Source organism: Collinsella aerofaciens (assembly GCF_015556945.1).
Classification (GTDB): Bacteria; Actinomycetota; Coriobacteriia; order Coriobacteriales; family Coriobacteriaceae; genus Collinsella; species Collinsella aerofaciens_AO.
This window is the reverse complement of the sequence record NZ_JADNNH010000029.1, coordinates 1-23,171: the sequence shown is the minus strand read 5'-3', so window position 1 is coordinate 23,171 and position 23,171 is coordinate 1. Positions and strand designations below refer to the sequence as shown.

The following is a 23,171-nucleotide window of genomic DNA, read 5'->3' as shown; positions in this document are numbered from 1 at the left end:
CAAATTTATGCGAACGTGACACTCATGCACTACAATGATTCTTTGTGAAACAAAGATGAAGGGGAGATATCGATGGATCAGACGCAGACGAGCGACGACGCTCCCCTGCTCAAGCACAGCACTCCCCAATCGGAACAAACCACGCTCTTGGCTCAGCAAAAACCTCTCGTGACTATCGTGCACGCCTCGGTCGGCTCGGGCCACAAGGCCGCCGCAAATGCGATTGCACAGGCATTCGACCTCATCCGCGGCACCAATGGCATCCCCGAGGATGTTGAGATTGAAGTGCTCGATATCCTTGATTTTGGACGCATAAAATTCGACGGCAACAAAACGGCCGCCTCGTTTACCGGCGCCACGCGCCCAATTTATGACTTGACCTGGCGTTATACCCTTACCGGACACCTGCTTTGGGGCGGCGGCACGGCATGGTCGCGCATCATGTTCCCCGCATTTAACGAATACGTTCGGACTCGTAGGCCCATTGCCGTGGTCGCCACGCATATCACGGCAGCCAACGTTGCCGTCGGCGCGCGCGTCATTACGGGCATCGACTATCCCGTCATTTGCGTACCGACCGATTACGAGGTCGAGGGTTGGTGGCCCCATAAGGACACCGACCTATTCTGCGTGGCAAACGAGTTTATGGCCGAAACACTCCGCCCCCGTAAGGTTCCAGAGGCAAAGATCCGCATTACGGGCATCCCCATTCGCGCCGGGTTTGATACGGACTACAACCGCGAGGAAGAACTCGAGAAGTTCAATCTCCCCACAGACAAGCTCGTTGTGTTGGTCATGGCCGGCGCCAGTTTGCCTCAACCGTACGTTCGCTTTCGCGCGGAGATGGACCGCACCCTCCCCTTCCTGCGCAGCTTCGAGGACATGCACTTTGTCTTTTTGCCGGGCAAGGATGCCGAATATGCCACCCGTCTCAAAACGCTTTTCGATGCCATGAAACTCGAGAACGTCACGGTTCTTGACTACGTCGATGACATGGCAGCGCTTATGCACGGCTGTGACCTAGCAATTCTCAAATCGGGCGGACTCACTGTTACCGAATGCCTGTGCGCACACCTACCAATGATTCTGCTGGGCAAGTCCTATGGCCAGGAAAAGGCCAACACCACCATGCTCACCGGCATGGGCGCCAGCATGCATGTCACCACCGCACGCGAGCTCATCGTGACACTGCGCCATCTCCACGATCATCCCGAATCGCTCAAGGCACTGCTCATTAACGGCGAAGTGCTGCGCCGTCCACGCGCAGCCGAGGATATCGCCATCGCAACCATGGAGCTTACAGGCAAGCCCCAAAAACGTAAACGAGCCTTCTGCCGCTTCTACTGGGGCGAAAAACCCGCACATATCCGCTAGCGTCGGACTGTCCGCTTGTCTGTGGGGGCATATATATCATCCCGTGCTCAAACATTCTCGCTTCGCTGCGAAACTGCGCGCGGGACGATATATATGCCCCCACAGACAAGCTGCGTTTACGTACTAGCAGCTAAACTAGATTCCCCTCCAGTAGAACCAACAAAGGCGAAACCGGAAAGTATAAATACAGTAAGCCGACGCGACAAAGGGACTATTCCTTTGTCGCGTCGGCTTACTAGAATCTATAACACATTCCTAGTTAGGATTTGCAAGGATGTAATCCAGCTAATGGAGAGTCGGAACAACAAACAAGTCGTAATTATATTGATGAGGCCTATCGCGCAAGTCGAAATGCATATTCAAGCATGTGGCCTCTCACCCGGGGCCCACACATATCGTCCCGCGCGCAGTTTCGCAGCGTAGCGAGAATGTTTGAGCACGGGATGATATGTGTGGGCCCCGGGTGAGAGGCCAACCCTGCATCTTGAAAATGATTAAGCAACGCCGCTGGAGCCGAAGCCTCCGTTGCCTCGATCAGTTTCGTCTAGTTCGTCTACCTCTACGAGATTGACCGTGGGAACTTCTTGGATGACGAGCTGGGCGATGCGGTCGCCTTTGTTGATCTGGATATTGTTGGTGGGATCCAGGTTGATGAGGATGACCTTAAGCTCGCCTCGATAGTGGGCGTCGATGAGACCGGGCGTGTTGACTATAGACAGGCCCTGCTTAATGGCTAGACCGCTGCGGGGCTGGACAAAGCCGGCGTAGCCATCGGGCAGCGCAATGGCCAAGCCAGTGGAGACCAAACGTCGCTCAAAAGGCTTGAGGGTGCAGTCTTCGTTGGCACGGAGATCCAAGCCGGCATCTGTAGGATGAGCGTATTTGGGAAGCTCGACCGTGGGATCGAGACGCTTAATGTTAACGGTAATGTTGGACATGAAATCACCTTAGCTTGTCGAGCTCTTGCAAAAACTCGTCGACGTCTTTGAAATCGCGATAGACCGAGGCAAATCGAATGTAGGCAACCTTGTCGATCTTGGCCAAGCGCTTAAGCACCATATCGCCCAGTTCGTGGGACGTTACAGCCGTCAGCGTACGGGAACGCAGCTCTACCTCAATATCATCGATGATCTCATTGAGCTTTTTCGTGTCGATATCGCGCTTAATCGTGGCACGCATCAAACCGACCAGCAGCTTGTTGCGATCGAACCGCTGCTTTGATCCGTCGGATTTGATGACCTCAATGGGATCTTCGCAACGCTCGAACGTCGTAAAACGATAATTGCACGAACAACATTCACGACGGCGCTTGATAGTGTTGTTCGACTCCTGCATACGGGAATCGACAACGCGGGTATGTGCCTTGCCGCATTTGGGACAGCGCATGGTACCTCCTCCTAAACGATAACAAGGGTACCATGCGACCGAGCCGAAATCTTACGAACGAGCCGGAACTTTCAGAACTGCACCAGCATCAAGAGAGCCGCGATCGAGGTGATTGACGCTACGAATCATGTCGGAAGTCTCCTGCGTGGAAAGGCCATCGATGGGATGCTCCTGGGCAAGCGACCACAGGGAATCGCCGGACTGCACACGAACCGACTCGTAGGTAACGTTAGCTACGGAATCGGCATATGCTGCGTGACGAGCAGAAAAAACTGACGTGGCAAGCACGAAGAACAGGGTAAACGCTACGGCTACAGCAACGATCGTCGAGGCCTTCAGGGCAACAGGAGCCGAAGCAACGGACGCACGCTGGGTGCGAACGGGCTTAGTGGCCACGGCCTGAAAATGAGAGCGTCCGCCCTTCACGACCGTAAAGGCAGGCGTGGCGGGCGCCTCGAGCTTAAGAGCGAGGTTTCCCTGGACCATATCCGCTGCGTTCATTCTGTTCTCCTCTCGTTTGTTTTGACGAGAACTGTTTTATCAAGCCGCGGGGACAAAAAAGTCTAGCGCGGGAACGAGTGTTCGGTTATTATTATCTTCGAACAGTTGTTCCTGTCAAGCAAAAATAGAACATTTGTTTGGTATGGGTAGAGAGGAACCCCTGATGGCTCGCAAAATTACCAAGCGTCAGCAGCAAATTTACGACTTCATCAAGGAATATCAGCAGGAGAAGGGTTATCCGCCCAGCGTGCGCGAGATGGCTTCTGCCGTGGGCCTTTCCTCCCCCAGCACCGTGCACGCCCATCTATCTGCTCTGGAGGCGCGCGGGCTACTCAAGCGCGATGCCACCAAACCGCGCGCCCTGGAACTCTTTAACGAGGACGGTTCCTCTGTCTCAATTTCTAAATCTGACGAGCCCACCGCACCTCGCGGAACGGTCTCGCTACCGCTCGTTGGTCGCGTCGCGGCTGGGATTCCCATTCTGGCCGAGCAGAATATCGAAGACACTTTTACTATCCCGACCGAAATCGCCACCGATCAGGGTTCCTTTATCCTTGAGGTGCATGGGAGCTCAATGATCAATGTCGGCATCTTCAATGGCGATTACATCATCGTCCGTGAACAAAAGAGTGCCATGAACGGCGAAATTGTCGTGGCCATGATTGATGGTTCAGCGACCGTCAAGACGTTCTACAAGGAGCAGGGACGCGTACGCCTGCAGCCCGAGAATGACACCATGGAGCCTATCTATGCAACGAATCCCGTTATCTTGGGCAAAGTCGTCGGCTTGATGCGCCGGTTCTCGTAATGCAAAAACGCATCACTATCTTTGATACCGTCCGCGGGTTTACGATGATTTCAATGGCAGGTTTTCACGCTTGCTACGATCTCGCCTACCTGTACGACTGGGATATGCCCTGGTTTACCCAGACTGTCTTTCAAGACATCTGGCGCGCCAGCATCAGCTGGGTATTTTTGTTTATCGCGGGTTGGATGTGCACCCTTTCGCGCAACAATGCTAAACGAGCGGCCAAATACGCTGCCGCAGCTTTGGTCGTCTGGATTGCAACAACGCTCGTATCGGTCGACGATTCAGTGAACTTTGGCATCATTTATTGCATGGCGACGTGTACCGCTGTGGCAGCCGTAGCACGACCGATGCTTAAGAAAGTGCCTAGCACGTGGGGCATTACGATATGCCTCGCTCTCTTCGCAGCGACATGGGGCATCCCGAAATCGACCTATTCATTCTCCTATTTGGCGTGGCTAGGATTTCCCGGCCCCTGGTTCGTTTCAGGCGACTATTATCCAATCATCCCGTTTATATTCATGTACCTCACAGGATACTTTGCTGCGCGCACCGCTCAAAGATGTGAACATCCCGCCCCAAGCTGGGCCTACGCCAATCCCGTCCCGGCGCTCGCCAGCCTTGGACGTCATGCACTCCCCTTTTATCTGCTGCATCAGCCCATTATTCTGGGCTTTTTGGAGCTCGTCTACTCGGTGCGATAACGCTTGAGCCGCGGCGCGATACGAGCCGGCAGCTTCGCAACAATACGAACGCCGCCCTCAAGATATTCCTCGTGCAAAAGGGTTCCCTGTTCATGCACCAGCGTGATGAGGGCGCCCTCGCGATACGGGATTTCAGCGGAGAGCAACACATCGGTGGCAGCCGCCTCGCGAGCAATACGGTCGACGAGATCGTCGAGTCCCTCGCCCGTCTGGGCCGAGAACAGCACGGCCTCGGGATAGCGACGACGGAAACTCAATCGATCAACGCTATCGAGAAGATCGATTTTATTGAACACCGTAAGCGTCAAACGCTCGCCGGCACCGATCTCGTCAAGAACGCGATCGACTGCCTCGAGCTGGCGCTCGTAGTCCTCGTCAGAGGCATCCACAACTTTAAGGATCAGATCGGCACCAAGAACCTCAGACAGCGTGGACTTAAAGGCATCAACGAGACCATGCGGTAGCTTTTGAATAAAGCCAACAGTATCGGTAATCGTCATGCCACGACCGCCGGGCAGGCGATACGAACGCGTCGTCGGGTCGAGCGTAGCAAACAGCTTGTCCTGCGAAAGCACCGTAGATCCGGTCAGACGATTGAGCAACGACGATTTACCCGCATTGGTATAACCGGCTAACGCGACGCGAAACGCCGGTGACTCAATGCGGCTCTTGGATTGAACATCGCGACGCTGTTCAACCTGCTTGAGCTCACGACGAAGCGCAGCGATCTTATTACGAATGAGGCGACGGTCGACCTCGAGCTGACTTTCGCCCTGACCAAAGCGTGAGCCGATGCCGCCGCGCGTCTGTTCCTTGGCGAGATGGCTCCACATGCCACGCAGACGAGGCAACAGATATTGAAGCTGTGCCAGCTGTACCTGTAGGCGTCCCTCACGCGTCTGAGCATGCAGGCCAAAAATATCCAAGATCAGTGCCGTACGATCGATAATCTTTACCGGCTCGCCCACGGCTTTCTCCAAATAGGATTGCTGCGAGGGCGTCAGGTCGTCGTCAAAAATAACGACATCGGCATCCATGCGATGCACCAGGCCGCGCAGCTCTTCAACCTTACCGGAACCGATAAACGATTTAGGATACGGCTTTACCAAACGCTGTGACAAGCGTGCCACGCACTGGGCACCAGCCGTGTGGGTAAGACGCTCCAGCTCATCAAGCGAGCGATCGAGCGGCCATGCATTGTCGCGCCACTCAACACCAACTAATATGGCACGCTCGGGCTCGGGTGCCGTGGGAACAAGGGGGAAACGGGCCATTAGGCAGCCTCAATACGATGCAGGATGTCCTCAACGACCTCATCGATCGTAAACTCGTCCATATCAAACCACACGATACGGTCATCGCGCTTAAACCACGAAAGCTGACGTTTGGCATAGCGACGCGAACGCATCTTGATGAGTTCGCGAGCCTCATCCATAGAAATCACGCCATTGAAAGCATCAATGATCTCTTTATAGCCAATTGCCTGCATCGAAGTCAGGGCATCTCCCAGCCCCTGGTCCATAAGACCGCGAACCTCATCGACAAGACCCTGCTCAAACATCAGATCGACGCGCAGGTTAATGCGCTCGTAGAGCACCTCGCGATTACGCGTCAGACCAAACCATAGAGCATGATAATGCTCGCGCGGAACACTAAACTGACTTTTTTGCTGTGCATAGGAAATACCATCATCATGCATCTCGAGCGCACGAATCACACGGCGCACATTATGGGGATGAATAACAGCAGCCGATTCTGGGTCGCGCTCGGCAAGCAGGGCATGCAGCTCTTCCTCGCCAATACGCTCGGCAAGCTCCTGATAGCCCATACGACGATCGTCCTCAAGTTCACCCGAGGGAAAGTCCATCTCATCGAGGGCGGCCTTGAGATACAGCCCCGTACCTCCGCAAAAAACCGGCAGGCAACCCGAACCAAGGAGACGTTCAACATGCGCGCGAGCGTCAGCCTGATAAAGCGCAGCAGAATATGCCACACCCGGCTCTACAATGTCGACGAGACGCAGCGGCACCGTACACTCATCGGGCGCCATCTTTGCGGTACCGATGTCCATGCCGTGATAGATTTGCATCGCATCGCACGACAGCACTTCGGACGAAAGACGAGCTGCCAAACGGTCGGCAACATCACTCTTACCAACCGCCGTCGGACCGACGATCGCAACGGCGGAAAGTCCTGCCCTGGGAGAAACCATTAGCGCGGCTCGCCCACAACGGAGCCGGACAAATACCAGGTCTTGGCAACGTCAACGTCAACATCAACGATCTTGCCAACAAGCTGATCGATGCTGTAACCCTCGGGGATAGGCGCATGCACGGTCTGATTCTTGGGACTCTTGCCCAGCAGGACCGCGTCGTTCTTTTTACTCGTTCCCTCAATGAGCGCCGGCACCACAGTATGAAGCTCACCCTGGTTATACTCGTGTGCCGTAGTCTCGATAACCTTAACCAGGCGGTTGAAACGCTCGAAAATAACCTCATGCGGCGTAGGATCGTCAATCTCTGCGGCCGGGGTACCGGCGCGCTTGGAATAGATGAAGGTATAGGCCTGAGCATAGCGGACCGTCTCGGCAAGTGAGAGCGTCTGCTCAAAGTCCTCTTCAGTCTCGCCCGGGAAGCCAACGATAATATCGGTCGAGAGCGCGATATCGGGCATGCGGTTGCGAATGCGATCGACCAGGCCCAGATAGTCCTCGCGTGTATAACGGCGATTCATCTCTTTGAGGATACGCGTGGAGCCCGACTGAACGGCCAAGTGAAGCTGCGGCATGACGGCGGGCGTCTCGGCCATGGCGTCGATGGTCTCGGGCAGCAGATCCTTAGGATGAGAAGAGGTAAAGAAGATGCGCTCCACACCCGTATCACCCACGGCACGCAGCAGATCGGCAAAACGCGGCTTGCCAAACAGATCGCGACCATATGAGTTAACGTTTTGGCCCAGCAGCGTAATCTCGCGCACGCCCTGGCGCACCAAACCGGTCACCTCGTCGACAATTTCCTCGAAGGGGCGGCTCTTTTCGCGACCGCGCACGTACGGCACGATGCAATAGGTACAGAAATTATTGCAGCCCGTCATAATGGGCACCCAGGCGTGATACTGGGTCTCGCGATGCCACGGCATGCTCATGGCATCCGTATCCTCATGCTCATTGGTGCGGATATGACGCTTGCCATCAAGGAACGCCTCGGCAATGAGCTCTGCCACATGTGCGATGGAATGCGTACCAAAGATGACATTGACGTTATCGACGTTGGTGAGCAGGCCCTCGCCATCGCGCTGCGCGATGCAACCACCAACGGCAACCACACGCTTGCCCGAAGGCGAAGGCGGCAGGCTTTTACAGGAATTGCACTGGCCGTACAGGCGAGTATCGGCGGCCTCGCGCACGCAGCATGTCATGAAGACAACAATATCGGCATGCTCGGGATCGAGCGCCATGAGGCAACCATACGAATCGAGCAGACCGCTCACGCGCTCGGAGTCGTGCTGATTCATCTGGCAGCCAAAGGTGCGGATAAAGTAGGTTTTACCGGCAAGAATATCGCGTACGGAACGCTGGTCCATGTGCATAAGTCCTAACGATGGAGAGGGGGGGCGAATCGAGGCAAGCAGAAGCTATGCCACAGGCTTAACATCATCCATGACGACGTTATCCATAGCAGCTCGATTGATCTGGTGAACGTAGATAGAAAGGCGAATGGCCGTGCGCGACTCCCCGTTAATGAGGATGTCGGAGAACACGGGCGCGCAGGAAATATCAAAACCGGTTGGAATCAAAAAACCGCGCGCGATAGCCACGGCCTTAATGGCCTGGTTGACAGCACCAGCGCCGACACACTGGATGTTGACGCGTACACCATCCTTGACCATGCCGGCGATGGCGCCGGCAACGGACGCGGGCGATGATTTGCTTGATACCTTCAGGCAATCCATGAAGAAACTCCTGCGTTTAAAAGTACGTTTTAACTGCAATAACTGTATCGTACCGAGTGGACTCGGTAAAGGCACTATTCCTCTTTGGCAAGATCGAAGGTCACAGTGATTCGATCACGCGAAACACGAATCTTTGGGTCGCCACAAAGGTTGAGATAGTACCGGGCGGCAAGGTCATTAAAGTCACGCTCCACAGCACGCGAAAACTGTGCCATGTCATCCTTGGCAATACGTAGCCCGCGACGATCCTTCGCAAGATCGACAGGAGCCGGCGCATGCGAGGACGAATCACGCTCGCGCAGCAGACGCGCGGTCACACCGCGAACGGGCTTAATCTGCCCTGCCAAAATGCGATGAGCAGTGCGCTCGGACATCTCAAGACCCAAACCCGAACAGATACGGATAAAGTCCTCGGCATCAGAGGCAAGGCCTAAACGATCGACAACCGGAAGCTCACTCTCGTCATCAATGAACAGGAGACGCGACGTATCGAGCCGACTTGACGCCTGAGCATAAAGGGTCGCGGCAATCTCAGACGGAGAACCAAGATAGACATCGCAACCACACAACTCCTCGAGCGCAAACTCACAAGCAGCGCGAATAATATTATGCGGGCCGCGAGCACAGACATAACGTCCGTCCTCATCCCTGACGGCCTGGGGCCAGCTGGACTGATCGGCACGCTCACTGAGGCGGTCGGCCGCAACGCTCACCTTAAAGGCCGAGCCAAGGTCGACACCAGACGTGACCACACGGGCCTCGTCAGTGTTCTGCTTGATCGAAAACAATGCCATGCCACGACCGTGAACGCCCCAACGGTCCATCTTCATGCTCTCGAGCTTGGAGGTAACGCGGGCATCGAAGATTCGCTCTTGCATATCCTGTGGAACGCCCGAACCGTTATCCAGAAAGACAAGCGTGCGGACGCCATCTTCCTTGGTCGTGGCGAGATAGACCTTGTCGGCACCAGCATCGCGAGCATTACGGAGCATTTCGATGACGATATCCTCGACATGCTGAATGTCGTGCTTTGCCTGGCGCCGCTCGGCCTCCGAAACGCGGAGGCGGACATACCCCTCGCCAAGGTTCTCCTCGACGCGAAGGTTGCCCTCCCCCGACATCGACGCGATAAATGAGATGAGCTCGTTCGCGTCGCTCATGTTATTTAGCGATATCGACAGCGCGGCTCTCGCGAATCACGACGACGCGCACCTGACCGGGATACTCCATCTCTTCCTCGATCTGATGGGCGATATCGTGAGCCAGGACCGTGGACTGGGCATCGGAGATCTTGTCCGGCTGAACCATGACGTGTACCTCGCGACCAGCCTGCATGGCATAGGTACGCTCGACGCCTTCATGGGAGTTGGCGATCTCCTCGAGCTTCTCGAGACGCTTGATGTAGTTCTCGGCAGACTCGCGACGGGCACCGGGGCGAGAAGCAGAGACAGCATCAGCGGCCTGTACCAGGACATCGAGCACCGTGTTAGGGTCGACATCGGCATGGTGAGCCTCGATAGCATGAACGATAACGGGCTTCTCGCCATAACGGCGGGCAAGCTCGGCGCCGATGACGGCATGCGGACCCTCGACGTCGTGGTCAATTGCCTTGCCCAGGTCGTGCAGCAGGCCGGCGCGCTTGGCGGTCACAACGTCCAGGCCAAGCTCGGAAGCCATCACGCCGCACAGGTCAGAGACTTCGAGGGAGTGCTGAAGCACGTTCTGACCAAACGAGGTACGGTAGCGCAGGGCACCAAGGGTCTTGACGATCTCGGGGTGCAGGTCGTGAATGCCGGTATCGAAGGCAGCCTGCTCGCCAGCCTCGCGCACGCGCTGCTGAACCAGGTCGGCAGCCTTGTGATACATCTCCTCGATGCGGGCGGGGTGAATGCGGCCGTCGGCGATGAGGTTCTCGAGGGCAACACGGGCGGTCTCACGACGGACCGGGTCGAAGCTCGAAAGAACGACGGTCTCGGGCGTGTCGTCAATCACGAGGTTGACGCCGGAAACCTGCTCGAAGGTCCGGATGTTGCGACCCTCGCGACCGATGATACGGCCCTTGAGGTCATCAGAGGGAATGTGCACGGAGGTAACGGTGACCTCGGCTGTGTGGTCGGCAGCGCAGCGCTGAATCGCCAGGGACAGAATCTCCTGGGCGGTCTTGTGGCACTCGGCGCGAACCTGCTGCTCGGACTCGCGAATGATCGTGGCGGCCTCGTGGGTGACCTCGCCGCGAACCTTATCGAGGAGCTCCTTGTGGGCATCCTCGCGGGTCAGGTCGGCGATACGCTCGAGCTCGGAGGTCTGCTTGGCGCAGAGCTCCTCAAGCTCGCGGGAGCGTTTCTCGACCTGACCGGCCTGGCTGGACAGCTGGTGCTCACGCTTGTCGAGAGCGTCGTTTCGGCGATCGAGGGACTCCTCGCGCTGCATCACACGGTTCTCGAGCGTACGAATCTCGCTCTTACGCTGCTTGTCCTCGGCCTCGGCGGCCTGTTTGTTCTTGATGATTTCCTCTTTAGCCTCGAGCAGAGCCTCTTTTTTGAGGGTCTCGGCCTGACGCTTAGCATCACCGATCAGGGACTCAGCCTGTGCGTGTGCCGACTGAATCTTTTCGTCGGCCTCGTGAAGACTACCCTGCTTGGCGGTGCGCATGAAGGCAATGGCGGCGATGGCACCCAAAACGATGCCAACGAGCGCTGCGATGATAGGCATGCTCACTCCTTTTTATGGATTCGTTACACAACAAAGCGAACCATCCTTACGAACGGCTCGCGACATTTGAGTAATATGGGCGCAGCTTATGCGGGTCGGATACAGATAAACATATAAACAAACTCATCACAGATGAGCACATATCACAAAGCAAATGACAGTGTTTATCGTACGTTGAACCACAACAACTGTCAAATAAATGGCCCCAGCACGGCGGCTAAAACGCGGTGAACGGCAGGACCACAAAACGCATATGCCTAAACCGCACATTCCTCGCATTCGGCATCGAGGCGTGCCTTAACGGCATCGGCGGCGATGTGATACGAGAAGCCCTTGCCCATCAAAAACCGAACCAGTTTTTCGAATCCGCGCGTCTCTGGAACACGTCGCTTGGCGAGCAGGGCTGACGCACGCGCCAAATCGTCTTCGACGGCAAAATATTCCTCGGGATAACCGGGAATGTCATCGAGCACGACATGACGACGCTTGAGCTCGGTCTCGATTTTGCGCTGTCCCCAACCACGCCGCTTGCGTTCCTCGATAAAGTACGAGCAAAAGCGGTTCTCGTCTAAAAAGCGATACTCGGTGGCGCGCTCGACGGCGAAATCAATCGCTGTCTGGTGAAAGCCGTAGCAAGCCAGCTTGTCACGGATCTCACCCGTCGCATGGTCGCGGCGCGATAACATCTCGGTCACCATGGTAAGTGCACATTTACGCTCGATGAGCTGCACCGCCTCACGAAAGTTGTCCCAATCACAGGGAAGATCTGGGCGGTTTTTGACATACAGGCGCGCGACCCGCACGGGAATCCAAATAGAACGCTCAAAACCGCCCTCAAGCTCACAATCGATATGTGCGCAAGGCTTTTTGGACGCATACCCGCTCGAGAACGAGGAGGCCGCCTTCTTATCGGGAAAGACGACCGTGGCCTCGGTCACCGTATACGACATGAGCGTAACCGCTACTCGTCGTCATCATCGAGCATGGCGGAACCATCGATGGCGTAAAGCTCGTCAAACTCCTCAGGCGCAGGCTGATCGGTCAGCTCGACCTCGGACGGAGCATCGTCATCAAACTCAAGTCCGCAGGCAAGGCGGACCTTATGCTCAATCTCGTCGGCGCAATCGGGGTGTTCGCGCAGGAAAGCCTTGGCGGCCTCGCGACCGTTGCCGAGCTTGTCCTCGCCATAGGCAAACCAGGAGCCCATCTTCTTGCAGATGCCGCACTCGACAGCCATGTCCAGAATCGAGCCTTCCTTAGAGATGCCCGTACCGTACATGATGTCGAACTCAGCAGAACGGAACGGAGCTGCCACCTTGTTCTTAACGACCTTGGCTCGCACGCGGTTACCGATAACCTCGTCCTTAAGCTTAATGCTGTCGATACGGCGAATGTCGATACGCACCGAAGAGAAGAACTTAAGGGCGCGGCCGCCCGTCGTTGTCTCGGGGTTGCCGAACATGACGCCAATCTTCTCACGCAGTTGGTTAATGAAGATGCACGTCGTGTTGGACTTGGACAGCGAGCCGGCGAGCTTGCGGAGCGCCTGGCTCATCAGGCGAGCCTGAAGACCGACCGTAGTGTCGCCGATCTCTCCCTCGATCTCGGCACGCGGGGTCAGCGCGGCGACGGAGTCGACGACGATGGCATCGATGGCGCCGGAGCGCACGAGCATGTCAACAATCTCGAGCGCCTGCTCGCCCGTATCGGGCTGGGAAATGAGCACCTCGTCGATATCCACGCCGATGCGCGCGGCATACGTGGGATCGAGCGCGTGCTCGGCATCGATAAATGCAACAACGCCACCCATTGCCTGGGCCTCGGCCAGGATCTCGAGCGAAAGCGTCGTCTTACCGGAGGACTCGGGACCGTAGATCTCGACGATTCGGCCGCGCGGCACACCGCCGATACCCAGAGCGGCATCGAGTGCCAGAGCGCCCGTAGGGATGGCCTCGACCTCGAGCTCGGGGCCACCGTCGCCGTACCTCATGATGGAACCCTGGCCGAATTTCTTCTCGATCTCGGCCTTGGTGGTGGCGATCATCTCATCGCGCTCTTTACCCGTCGTGCGAGCATGAACGGTACGTACGGGACCTGAATTCTTGGCCATGAATAGCCCTCCTCTTAACAACCTGCATCGATAATAAACGAACGGCTGTTCGTGGTCAACCGTTCAGATAAATCATATGCAGCCGACCTTTCCAAAACCCAACCAAACGCCGACCAAACACTGACCAAATGCTTGACCACAAAGGACCAAAAATGAACAAGGCAGGCAAAAATACACCCATGAACAGCACAAACGCTAAATTCTTCTGAGGTCCCTATCTCCACAATTAAGGGGCCCGGAGGCCCCTTAAAACACGTCTATTCCATAGAGTTGAGCACAAGGGCAATGCGTCCCAATGCCTCCGCGACCGCATGGGCACGAACACACGAACGGTCGCCCTCATAGTGGCAGCGCACAGAGTCCACGACCGGCACGCCCCCATCGGCGGAGCGATACGCCCAGCCAATATAGAAAGTGCCCGCCGGATCTTCCTCAGTGCCACCGCCGGGGCCGGCATAACCCGTTGCGCTCACTGCAATATCGCTCTGGTACAGCTCCAGCGAACCCGCCGCCATCTCGCGCGCGGTCTGATGCGACACCGCGGTATAGCGGTCGAGCGTCTCCTGCTCAACACCCAGAACGCGATGCTTGATCTCATCGCAATAGGTCACCGCACCGCCACGCAGCACCGCCGAGGCGCCCGGGATATCGGCAATCGTCGAGGCGATCATACCCGCCGTCAGCGACTCAGCCGTCGAAACCGTCACGCCCCGAGCGCTCGCGCGCTCGACAATATCGCGCGCCAGCTCCTCGTTATGTGCGGAAATCTGCTCAAAAGAGTCCGTCATACCCACCAGGACCTAGACCGAAAAGACGATCTTGCGGCAGTTCCAGAAGTACTGGGCGCCCGAGATAACGGTCAGGACAACGGCAACGGCGTACAGGAAGCGCGACACCGAGTAGATGCCGAGCGTCAGCGCCACCGGGCCAAGGTGCAAGCCGGCCATCGCAAAGACGCACAGATAACCGCAGATGGAGACCATCGTGGTCGCCGTCTTGTACTTGCCGAGCTTATCGGCCGCAACGACCACACCAGCAGCACTCGCGACCATGCGAAGAGCGCTCACCAGCAGCTCGCGGAACAGGATAATGAACACGGACCACACGGTCACCGCGCCAAAATCCAAGAACAGCAGCAGGGCCGAGAACACGAGCAGCTTGTCCGCGATGGGGTCCAAGAACTTGCCGAAATCGGTGATCTCGTTGCGCGAGCGCGCCAGATAGCCGTCGACCTTATCGGTGCACGACAGAATCACGTACAGAATAAAAGCGGCGGCGGCGAGCGGGCCGTCGAAGGTGCTCCAATCCGTACCGGCAACACTCGTGTGAGACAGCGCCGACACAATCATGAACACCGGGATAAAGACGATGCGCACGCACGTCACGATATTGGCGGGCGTCCAAACACCCGTCAGTTCCTTATTGCTCTCGTTTGCCACGACGCTCTCCTACTCCACAACATGGCCGATAAGCTCATAGCAGAAGCTATCGGTAAACTCGACAGTCAGAATATCGCCCACGGACGCCTCGCTGGCGTCCAAGTGCACAGCGCCATCGGAATCGGGCGCCTGGAACCAGGCATGGCCGATCAGCTCGGCGCCGTCCTCGGTCTCTTCGATACCGTCGACGATCACCTGGGCGCGCTCGCCCACATGTGCGGCGGTAGCGGCAAAACCGAGCGACTCGGCCAGATCCATGGCCTCCTGGGCGCGCTCAAGCTTGACCTCTTCGTCGACCTGACCCTCCATCTTAGCGGCCAGGCTGCCCTCCTCCTGCGAGTAGGCAAAGACGCTCGTGTAGTCAAAGCCGACGGTGTCCATAAAGTCGATAAGATCACGAAACTCGTCGTCGGTCTCGGTCGGGAAGCCGACCATGGCCGTGGAGCGAATCACGATACCGGGGATGCGCTCGCGAAGGTCGCGGAACAGATCCTCGAGCTCCAGGCGCGAACCGGAGCGACGCATGGCCTTGAGGATGCGCGCGTCGCAGTGCTGCACGGGGATATCGATATAGGGCAGCACCTCGGGCGTGTCGCGTATCGTCTCGATGAGTTCGTCAGTCATGCCCTCGGGCTGCAGGTAGAGCACGCGGACCCAGACGTTGTGCGGGCGCACGGCCTCAGCGACGGCACGCAGCAGCTGTGCCAGATTGCGCGGCGCGCCCTCGGCGAGGTCCTCGTCGGCGAAGTCGGTACCCCAGATGCCCGTGTCCTGACCGATCAGAACGATCTCGCGGACGCCACCGGCGACCAGGTCGCGTACCTCGGAGATGATGCTCTCGGCATTGCGCGAGTGGTAACGACCGCGGATATACGGGATCATGCAGAAGCTGCAGAAGCGGTTGCAGCCATCGGAAATCTTGACGTAGGCGACAGCACCCTCGACGGTACGTTTGACCTGCGGGATATAGGCTGCAATCTCACGCTCGACACCCAGCACGCCATCGATGACCGCCACGATGCCATCTTCCTCGTCGGCCTTCACAAAGGCAGCGACCTCGGGCAGCTCGTCAGGCAGGTCATCGCCATAGCGCGACGGCACGCAGCCGCACATGACGATGGGGCAAGAACGAACGCCGTCCTGAACCTCGTTGGCGAGCTCGAGCGTGGTCTCGATGCTCTCGGACGTTGCGGAGGCGAGGAACGAGCAAGTATTGACGATGGCGATATCGGCATCCTGCGGGTCGAATGCCTCCTCGTAGCCCGCGGCGGTCAAAAGAGAACGCATGCGGTCGGTGTCAACCTCGTTCTTAGCGCACCCGAGGGTGATGTAGAGCACGGAGCCCAACGGTGTATCCATGTTGGAGAGCGGTCCTTTCGATTGATATTAGCGGTAGTTGGTGAACTGCAGCGGCTGGCCGTAGTCCTGGTCGCGCAGGAACTGAATCACGGTCTGCAACGCGTCCTTCGAAGCAGAGGAAACACGCAGCTTGTCGGCCTCGATGGTCACCTTGACCTTGAGCTTTTGATCCTTGATGTCCTTGTTGATCTTCTTGGCGGTCGCCTGGTCGATACCCTCGACGATATGGCCGAGCACGCGCACGGTGCCGCCCGATGCCGCCTGCGGAGCATCCCACGAGACAGCCTTGAGGTCGATGTCGCGCTTGATGAGCTTGGAGCTCAGCACGTCGACAATCTGTTTGGAGACAAAGTCGGCCGGGGCGTTGATCGTAAAGAGCTTGTCGCCCTTCGAAAGCTCGATCGTGGCGCCGGAATCCTTAAGGTCATAGCGCTGGGAAATCTCGCGCGTGGTCTGCTGGAAGGCGTTGTCGACCTCTTGCATGTTGACCTCGGACACGACGTCGAAGCTGGAATCTTTAGCCATGATGTTTCCTTTCGCGTACGAGCGGCCTAGTAGCTATCGTACGAATTGTCGGTAGAATCGGTGGGTGTCTGACCGTCAGTTGCGGTATCGGCGCCATCCGTGGACTGGGCATCGGTACCGTCGGTGGTATCGGTACCGTCGGTGGTATCGGTACCATCGGTGGTGTCGGTACCATCAGAACTTTCACCATTCTCGGAATCAGACGTCTCCTTCTTGGGAACGGTGATCGTCACACGCGCCACGCCCGAGGTCTTGGTATCGTAACGAACCTTTTCACCGTTCTTGGTAACGGTGACATCGGAAGGCTTGGACGTGGTGATCTCGATCGAAGACTCGGGCGTGTACTCCTGCTCAAAGGGGCCAGTCGCCTGGGCGCCATAGACCGACTTGCCGTCAACCTTGACCTCAATCCACGCGGTCTTTCCCTTGGCAACGGAGACTTTGACCTTCGTGACCTCGTTCTCTTCCTTCTTGGCCGTCGTCTTGGTGGCGTCCGAATCAGTCGACTCATCCGTCGCCTCATCGGTGTCATCGTCCTCGTCGACCGTTTCGGTCTTCTTAGAAGACTTCTTGGTCGTCATCTTGGTAGCAGTGGGCGTCTCGGGCGTGTTCTCGGGCGCCGAAGATGCGCAGCCGCGCAGAAGCACCACGATGAGCACAATCAACAGCAGCACAACGGCACCGATGCCGGCGTAGACGATACGCGGATCGAGCCCGTTGTTTTGAGGAGTACGTGATCCGCCGCGTCCACGACTGGAACTGCTGCGGCCGCCTCCCTGAGGCATACGACCACGATTGCTATCGGAACGGCCGCGATAGCCACCCTGGCCCTGAAGGCTGCGCTGACCCGAGCGGGGCGCAAGTTCACCGCGGCCTTGATAGCCACGCTGGCCCGAACGCGGAGCCGAAGAGCGCTGGCCATACGGCTGTGATTGAGAGCGAAGACGCGGCGTCACCTGCGTGGTATCGGCATCCGCATAGCCACCGCGAGAGCGTCGGGTGGAGGCACCACGGTAACCGCGATCGGAATAGCCGCCGTCGCCGTAGCCGGCACGAGGGTCACGCGCTACACCGCGGGCAGCGGGAAGTGCACGGTCCTCGGGCATCGGCGTACTGCGGAACCGGTCACGCTGCGAGCGAATCTCCTCGCCCGAACCCGTCTCGGTAATATAACCGGCCTGCTGAGGACGCTGTCCATAGCGGGTCGAACGACCGCCCTGAACCATCAGGAAGCGCCCGTTATCGACCGAGGAACGCGAATTGACGTAGCCGGCGGCGTCCTGAAAACGACCGCCCTGCTGCGACGTCTCACGTTCGTATGCCATCAGGTCGTCAAAGTAGGCATTGACGACCTCACGCGGATTGAGGCCCAAAAAGCGAGCATAGCTCGAAATCATGCCCTGCGCATAGCCGCGCGGCGGCATCGAAGCAAAGTTACCGGTCTCGAAAAACTCGATGATCTGCGGCCTGATTTTGATGGTGTTGGCGACCTGCTGAATGGAAAGGCCCATTCGGCGACGCTGCTCGAGCAGCATGTCACCAAAGCGTGCAGCCATCAGAATCCTCCAAACTCACGATCTTCACGTGCCATCTCGGCGTCGACAGATTCCAGCGCGGCAAGCCCCTCCTCGTCCAACAGGACCTCGCGCGGCTTGGAACCGTCGGGCGGGCCGACGACACCCTTTTCTTCCAGCATGTCCATAATACGCCCGGCACGCGCATAGCCAACCTTCAGACGACGTTGCAGGCCAGATGTGGAGCCAAGCTGCGATTCCACCACAATATGGGCGGCTTCCCAAATGAGCGGATCATCGTCTTGCGGCTCGGCTACTCCGGTGCGGACAATGCCGCCGCCACCCGCCATGGACATGGAAGCGGGCGCCACGGCAGACAGGATCTCCTCGTGGTAGTCGGGCTCGCTCTGCGACTTGACGAACTCGACAATCTCGTTGATTTCGTCGTCCGAGACAAAGCAGCCCTGGATACGGCGAGGCTTGCCCCAGTCGACCTTGGAGAACAGCATGTCGCCCAAACCGGTGAGCTTTTCGGCACCCATCTGGTCGATGATGACGCGCGAGTCGATGCCCGTGGCGACGTTAAAGGCGATGCGATTGGTGATGTTGGCCTTGATGAGGCCCGTCACCACGTTTGAGCTGGGACGCTGCGTGGCCACGATAAGATGAATACCGGCGGCACGGCCCAGCTGTGCAATACGCACGATCGAGGCCTCGACATCCTTACCGGCGACCATCATTAGGTCCGAGAGCTCGTCAATGATGATGACCAGGTAGGGCATCTTTTGCGGCGGGTTGTCGTAGTGTTCAAACTCGCCGGCGGCCTGCTTTTCGTTGTAGGTCGAAATCTTGCGAACGTTGAGACGCTCGAAGACCTTCAGGCGACGCTCCATCTCGGACACGGCCCATTGCAGAGCGCTCGCGGCCTGCTTGGGCTCGGTCACCACGGGCACATAGAGATGCGGCAGGCCGTTATAGCCCGCAAGCTCGACGCGCTTGGGGTCGACCATAATCAGGCGAACGTCCTCGGGAAGGGCGCGCATGAGCAAGGTCGTGATGATGGAGTTGATCATGACCGACTTACCGGAGCCCGTGGTACCGGCGATCAGCAGGTGGGGCATCTTGGCGAGGTCGGCGACGACCGGCGTCCCCTCGGCATCGCGGCCGATGGCGAGCTCGAGCGGACCGCCCTTCACATAGGGCAGCACGTCGCCCAAGTTGACGTTCTGACGTTTGCGGTTGGGAATCTCGATACCCACCAGCGAGGTGCCGGGAATCGGCGCAAAGATACGCACCGACTGGGCAGCGAGCGAAAGCGCGATATCGTCCTCGAGGCTCGAGATCTTACTCACGCGCTCGCCCTCGCCAGGTTGCAGCTTAAAGGTCGTCACCGTGGGACCGGCGATCCAACCGACCACGCGGGCACTGCGGCCAAACTCAAGCAGCGTGGACTGCAACGACTCGGCAGTCTGCTCAAGCTCCTTGTCCGAAGACGCGGCGGAAGCAGATTGCGGGTTGGCATGCAGGATTTCGAGCGGCGGAAGCTTGAGGCCGTCCTCTTCTTCGCCCTCGTTATCTGCGGCGCCGCCGTCCGCTCCCCCATCGCTAGCCGCAGCCGATTCGACAGCACTCGAGGCAGGCGCATCGGCAACCTTGGGATGCTTCAAGAAGTCGGGAATCTGAGGTGCAGCCGAAACAGGATTCACGGCAAACGGCGGCTCGGACTCGTCGATTTTATCGGGGTCGTCTTCCATCGAAAGCTGGCCGGTTACCTGGTCGCGCTTTGCATGGCGACGCGGCAGCAAAGTTGTCTTAGCGGTCTCGATCGGAGCCTCATCATCCTCGTCATCACCCTCGGTAAGCTCAATCTCACTCTCGGACCAGGACGGATCGGGCTCACTTGTATTCAACTTGGGTGTGGCCTTGCCCTTCTTGACATGACGGCGCGGCATCAGCTTCGTCTTAGCGCGCTCGGCCTCCACGGCATCGGATACGTCGACAAACGGATCCTCGTCCTCGTCGTCATCGTCCAAAACCGGGTCTACATCGTTACCCATGACCGTGGTCACGGCAGCATCAGAGCCCTTTTGACGAAGAATGCTCAGGTGCGGTCGGGCAACGCCGGGCACCGACAGGGCTTCGTCGTCACCCCACGGACTCGCGTTGACGTCGGCACAACGGCGCTCGGCAAAATCGGCCGCACGGTCGCGAGCAGAGCGCAGCACGCCACCAACCGAAAAGCCGATAATGACAAAACCAACGACGGCCAGACCCAACAGGACCACCATCGCGATAGGCTTACCCAGGGCATTCTGCAGCGCACTCGCAATAAACGCACCGATGTAGCCACCCGAGGCGGACAAATTTTGCGGCGTGAACATAAGGTCACACGAGTCGCTCGTACCCGGCACCATCAGAGAAAGAATGGAGACGACGGCGATAAAGACCACGGCTCCGCCCGCGACCGAGCGAATGTTGAGCGGCGAGTCCTCACCTAAAAAGAGCGTGGCGGCAAACAGCAAAATGACGATCGGCAGCACGTAGGCGCCCAGACCAAAGCCCAGGTGGTAGAAACCGGCAACCGCAGCCGTAACGGGTGCGGTCGCCGGCGAAATCACGGCAATGAAGGACGCAATCGCCAAAACGGCGATGACCACGCCGGCGATATCGCGGTTGGCCGAGGGCTCGACCAAGGGCTCAAAATCGTCGAAGTCGGCCTCGTGGCCCTTATTGGCACGCAGATGGGAACCGGCACCCTTAGCAGATGCCGGTTGGTTATTGGCCTTATTGCCTTTGGCGTTTTGTGCAGATCCGCGCGCCAAACTAAACCTCCATGACGACCGGGATGATCATCGGACGGGTGCGCGTACGGCTCCAAATAAAGTTGGAGAGCGAATCGCGCACGGCCTTGCGAATGGCATCGGAACCGCTGCTCGTAAAGCTAAACTTGCCCTTCTCGATCGTCTTCATAATGGACGCGGAGGCATCCTCGGAGAACTGGTCGTCGATGGCAAACGAGACGCCGCGGCCCGAGAACTCGATGGCCTCGATCTTCTTGTGCTTGAGCGAGACGATAGCAACGGCCGTGACCATGCCGTCGTTGGCGAGCTTCTGGCGATCGCGCAAGACGATGGGGTCGGTATCGCCGATACGCAGGCCGTCGACGTAGACGACGCCGGACTCGACGGGCGTACCGCGTTTGACGATACCGCCGCGCATCTCGAGCGTGTCGCCGTTATCGAGGATAAAGATATGATCGTCCTTGATGCCCATCTTGCGAGCCAGCTGGGCATGGGCGCGCAGATGCACGGCTTCACCGTGAACCGGCATAAAGTACGTGGGCTTGGCCATGGCCATCAGGAGCTTGAGCTCCTCCTGGCTACCGTGGCCCGAGACGTGGACAAGAGCGCGGTTCTTATCCCACACGTCGCAACCGAGCTTGGCCAGGCTGTTGACGACCTGCTGGACGGCCTTCTCGTTGCCGGGAACAGGAGTTGCCGAGAGGATGACGGTATCGCCCTCGTGGATAGAGAGCGTCTTGTGCTCGCCGTTGGCCATGCGAGACAGGGCCGACAGCGGCTCGCCCTGCGAACCGGTGCACATGACGACGATCTTGTCGTCGGGCAGGTTATCAATGTCGAAGGCATCGATAATATCGGCATCGTCGATGTTGAGGTAGCCCAGCTCGCGCGCCACGCGGGTGTTAGTGAGCATGGAGCGACCGGTCACAACGACCTTACGGCCGCACTTGCGGGCAGCATCGCAGATCTGCTGCAAACGATGAATGTGGCTCGAGAACGACGCGACGAACACGCGACCCGGGGCGTTCTTGATGGCGTGCAGCAAGTTGGGACCGACCTCGGCCTCGGACTTGGTAAAGCCGGGAACAGTGGCGTTGGTGGAGTCGGACAGCAGCAGGTCGATGCCCTGCTTGGCAAAGCGGCTGATAGCGGCATAGTCGGGCGTGACACCATCGATGGGCGTCTGGTCAAGCTTAAAGTCGCCGGTGTGCATAACGGTGCCCTGGTTGGTGCGGATGAACACGCCCAGAGCGCCGGGGATGGAGTGCGTCATCGAGAAGAAGTCGAGCGAGATGCCGCCGAGGTTGACATGGCTGCCGCCCTTGACCTCGCGGAACTTGGGCGCGCGGATGCGGAACTCGGAGAGCTTGCCCTCGATAAAGCCGAGCGTAAGCTTGCTCGAGAAGATGGGCACCTTGTTGTTGAGGTCCTGCAGCAGGTACGGAAGCGAACCGGTGTGGTCCTCGTGGCCGTGAGTGACGATAATGCCGCGGAGCTTCTCCTCGTTCTCCAGAACATAGGTGTAGTCGGGAAGCACCAGGTCGATACCGGGCTGGGAATCGTCGGGGAACATGAGGCCGGCGTCGACGAGCACCATGTCGTCGCCGCACTCGAAGACTGTCATGTTCTTGCCGATGCCGTCAAGACCACCAAGCGGAATGATCTTCAAGGGAGATGATTTTTTAGCTGCCATAGGTGAGTGTTGTTTCCTTTCTTCGAAACGGGTCTGAAACAACCGACGGGGCGCTTCTGGCAAACCGACCGCCGGGAACGTACAAACATGCATCACAGAGTCGATGCAGTAACCACAGTATGATACCCATTTGCACAACAACAGACCACCCATGCATCAAAGCCCCATCTGAACCTGTGTATCCCGCCGGTCAGGGCTCAGCGGCCCCGGCACGGGCTAAGTTTCCTGCTCTACAGTCCTGCTCACGACGGAGGCCACATTAAGTGGCCTCCTGTTCGTGCGGAACTCGCGATA

Annotated in this window: 21 protein-coding genes; 3 read left to right on the top strand and 18 right to left on the bottom strand. The window is 58.0% G+C overall.

The window, feature by feature from the left end:
- The first annotated feature begins 72 nt into the window (after positions 1–72).
- The gene (locus I2F59_RS08290) at positions 73–1,374 is read left to right on the top strand and encodes an MGDG synthase family glycosyltransferase (RefSeq protein WP_195503847.1); all 1,302 of its coding nucleotides are present in this window, start codon (positions 73–75) and stop codon (positions 1,372–1,374) included.
- A 494-nt stretch (positions 1,375–1,868) separates the two neighbouring features.
- Here the strand turns inward: I2F59_RS08290 and dut are convergent, their stop codons facing one another.
- From dut to I2F59_RS08275, 3 genes are read right to left on the bottom strand one after another with little or no spacing between them, the layout of a single operon-like run.
- Positions 1,869–2,312 (bottom strand): dUTP diphosphatase, encoded by a 444-nt coding sequence (dut, locus tag I2F59_RS08285; protein WP_195503846.1) that lies wholly within the window; start codon positions 2,310–2,312, stop codon positions 1,869–1,871.
- A gap of 4 nt (positions 2,313–2,316) precedes the next feature.
- Positions 2,317–2,760 carry a transcriptional regulator NrdR gene (nrdR, locus tag I2F59_RS08280; protein WP_055285168.1) on the bottom strand — a complete coding sequence of 148 codons (444 nt, stop codon included), beginning with the start codon at positions 2,758–2,760 and terminating at the stop codon, positions 2,317–2,319.
- A gap of 51 nt (positions 2,761–2,811) precedes the next feature.
- Entirely contained in the window at positions 2,812–3,261 is a 450-nt protein-coding gene (locus I2F59_RS08275; protein WP_195503845.1) for a LysM peptidoglycan-binding domain-containing protein, read from the bottom strand.
- A gap of 163 nt (positions 3,262–3,424) precedes the next feature.
- On the opposite strand from I2F59_RS08275, the gene lexA reads away from it, so the two are divergent.
- Entirely contained in the window at positions 3,425–4,069 is a 645-nt protein-coding gene (gene lexA, locus I2F59_RS08270; protein ID WP_040359862.1) for a transcriptional repressor LexA, read from the top strand.
- Positions 4,069–4,773, top strand: coding sequence for a heparan-alpha-glucosaminide N-acetyltransferase (locus I2F59_RS08265; RefSeq protein WP_195503844.1), 705 nt, complete (start codon positions 4,069–4,071; stop codon positions 4,771–4,773). Before lexA ends, I2F59_RS08265 begins: the two co-directional genes overlap by 1 nt.
- Here I2F59_RS08265 and hflX read toward each other — a convergent pair.
- The 15 genes from hflX to I2F59_RS08190 form a co-directional block, all read right to left on the bottom strand.
- Positions 4,758–6,047: a GTPase HflX gene (gene hflX / locus I2F59_RS08260; RefSeq protein ID WP_195503843.1), complete on the bottom strand. Its 1,290-nt coding sequence runs from the start codon at positions 6,045–6,047 to the stop codon at positions 4,758–4,760. The genes I2F59_RS08265 and hflX overlap by 16 nt on opposite strands.
- Positions 6,047–6,985, bottom strand: coding sequence for a tRNA (adenosine(37)-N6)-dimethylallyltransferase MiaA (miaA, locus tag I2F59_RS08255; protein ID WP_138112628.1), 939 nt, complete (start codon positions 6,983–6,985; stop codon positions 6,047–6,049). The genes hflX and miaA overlap by 1 nt, the downstream gene beginning before the upstream one ends.
- Complete coding sequence (gene miaB / locus I2F59_RS08250; protein WP_195503842.1) at positions 6,985–8,355, bottom strand: tRNA (N6-isopentenyl adenosine(37)-C2)-methylthiotransferase MiaB; 1,371 nt, start codon at positions 8,353–8,355, stop codon at positions 6,985–6,987. Before miaB ends, miaA begins: the two co-directional genes overlap by 1 nt.
- A 51-nt stretch (positions 8,356–8,406) precedes the next feature.
- Positions 8,407–8,724: a stage V sporulation protein S gene (locus tag I2F59_RS08245; RefSeq protein ID WP_195503841.1), complete on the bottom strand. Its 318-nt coding sequence runs from the start codon at positions 8,722–8,724 to the stop codon at positions 8,407–8,409.
- Between the two features lie 74 nt (positions 8,725–8,798).
- Entirely contained in the window at positions 8,799–9,884 is a 1,086-nt protein-coding gene (locus tag I2F59_RS08240; protein WP_138112632.1) for an ATP-binding protein, read from the bottom strand.
- A gap of 1 nt (position 9,885) precedes the next feature.
- The gene (gene rny / locus I2F59_RS08235) at positions 9,886–11,436 is read right to left on the bottom strand and encodes a ribonuclease Y (protein ID WP_195503840.1); all 1,551 of its coding nucleotides are present in this window, start codon (positions 11,434–11,436) and stop codon (positions 9,886–9,888) included.
- 257 nt (positions 11,437–11,693) lie between these two features.
- Positions 11,694–12,386: a regulatory protein RecX gene (locus I2F59_RS08230; RefSeq protein WP_195503839.1), complete on the bottom strand. Its 693-nt coding sequence runs from the start codon at positions 12,384–12,386 to the stop codon at positions 11,694–11,696.
- A gap of 11 nt (positions 12,387–12,397) precedes the next feature.
- Positions 12,398–13,546 carry a recombinase RecA gene (recA, locus tag I2F59_RS08225; RefSeq protein ID WP_022094695.1) on the bottom strand — a complete coding sequence of 383 codons (1,149 nt, stop codon included), beginning with the start codon at positions 13,544–13,546 and terminating at the stop codon, positions 12,398–12,400.
- Between the two features lie 257 nt (positions 13,547–13,803).
- Positions 13,804–14,334, bottom strand: coding sequence for a CinA family protein (locus I2F59_RS08220; protein WP_138374193.1), 531 nt, complete (start codon positions 14,332–14,334; stop codon positions 13,804–13,806).
- A 12-nt stretch (positions 14,335–14,346) separates the two neighbouring features.
- Entirely contained in the window at positions 14,347–14,895 is a 549-nt protein-coding gene (gene pgsA / locus I2F59_RS08215) for a CDP-diacylglycerol--glycerol-3-phosphate 3-phosphatidyltransferase (RefSeq protein ID WP_006235973.1), read from the bottom strand.
- A gap of 99 nt (positions 14,896–14,994) precedes the next feature.
- The gene (gene rimO, locus I2F59_RS08210) at positions 14,995–16,344 is read right to left on the bottom strand and encodes a 30S ribosomal protein S12 methylthiotransferase RimO (RefSeq protein ID WP_195503838.1); all 1,350 of its coding nucleotides are present in this window, start codon (positions 16,342–16,344) and stop codon (positions 14,995–14,997) included.
- Between the two features lie 27 nt (positions 16,345–16,371).
- Positions 16,372–16,869, bottom strand: coding sequence for a YajQ family cyclic di-GMP-binding protein (locus tag I2F59_RS08205; RefSeq protein ID WP_195503837.1), 498 nt, complete (start codon positions 16,867–16,869; stop codon positions 16,372–16,374).
- Between the two features lie 26 nt (positions 16,870–16,895).
- The gene (locus I2F59_RS08200; RefSeq protein WP_195503836.1) at positions 16,896–18,425 is read right to left on the bottom strand and encodes a helix-turn-helix domain-containing protein; all 1,530 of its coding nucleotides are present in this window, start codon (positions 18,423–18,425) and stop codon (positions 16,896–16,898) included.
- A complete protein-coding gene (locus I2F59_RS08195) occupies positions 18,425–21,205 on the bottom strand; it encodes an FtsK/SpoIIIE family DNA translocase (protein ID WP_229065409.1) in 2,781 nt (926 codons plus the stop codon). The genes I2F59_RS08200 and I2F59_RS08195 overlap by 1 nt, the downstream gene beginning before the upstream one ends.
- 1 nt (position 21,206) lies before the next feature.
- Complete coding sequence (locus I2F59_RS08190; protein ID WP_117654800.1) at positions 21,207–22,877, bottom strand: ribonuclease J; 1,671 nt, start codon at positions 22,875–22,877, stop codon at positions 21,207–21,209.
- Positions 22,878–23,171: the final 294 nt, after the last annotated feature.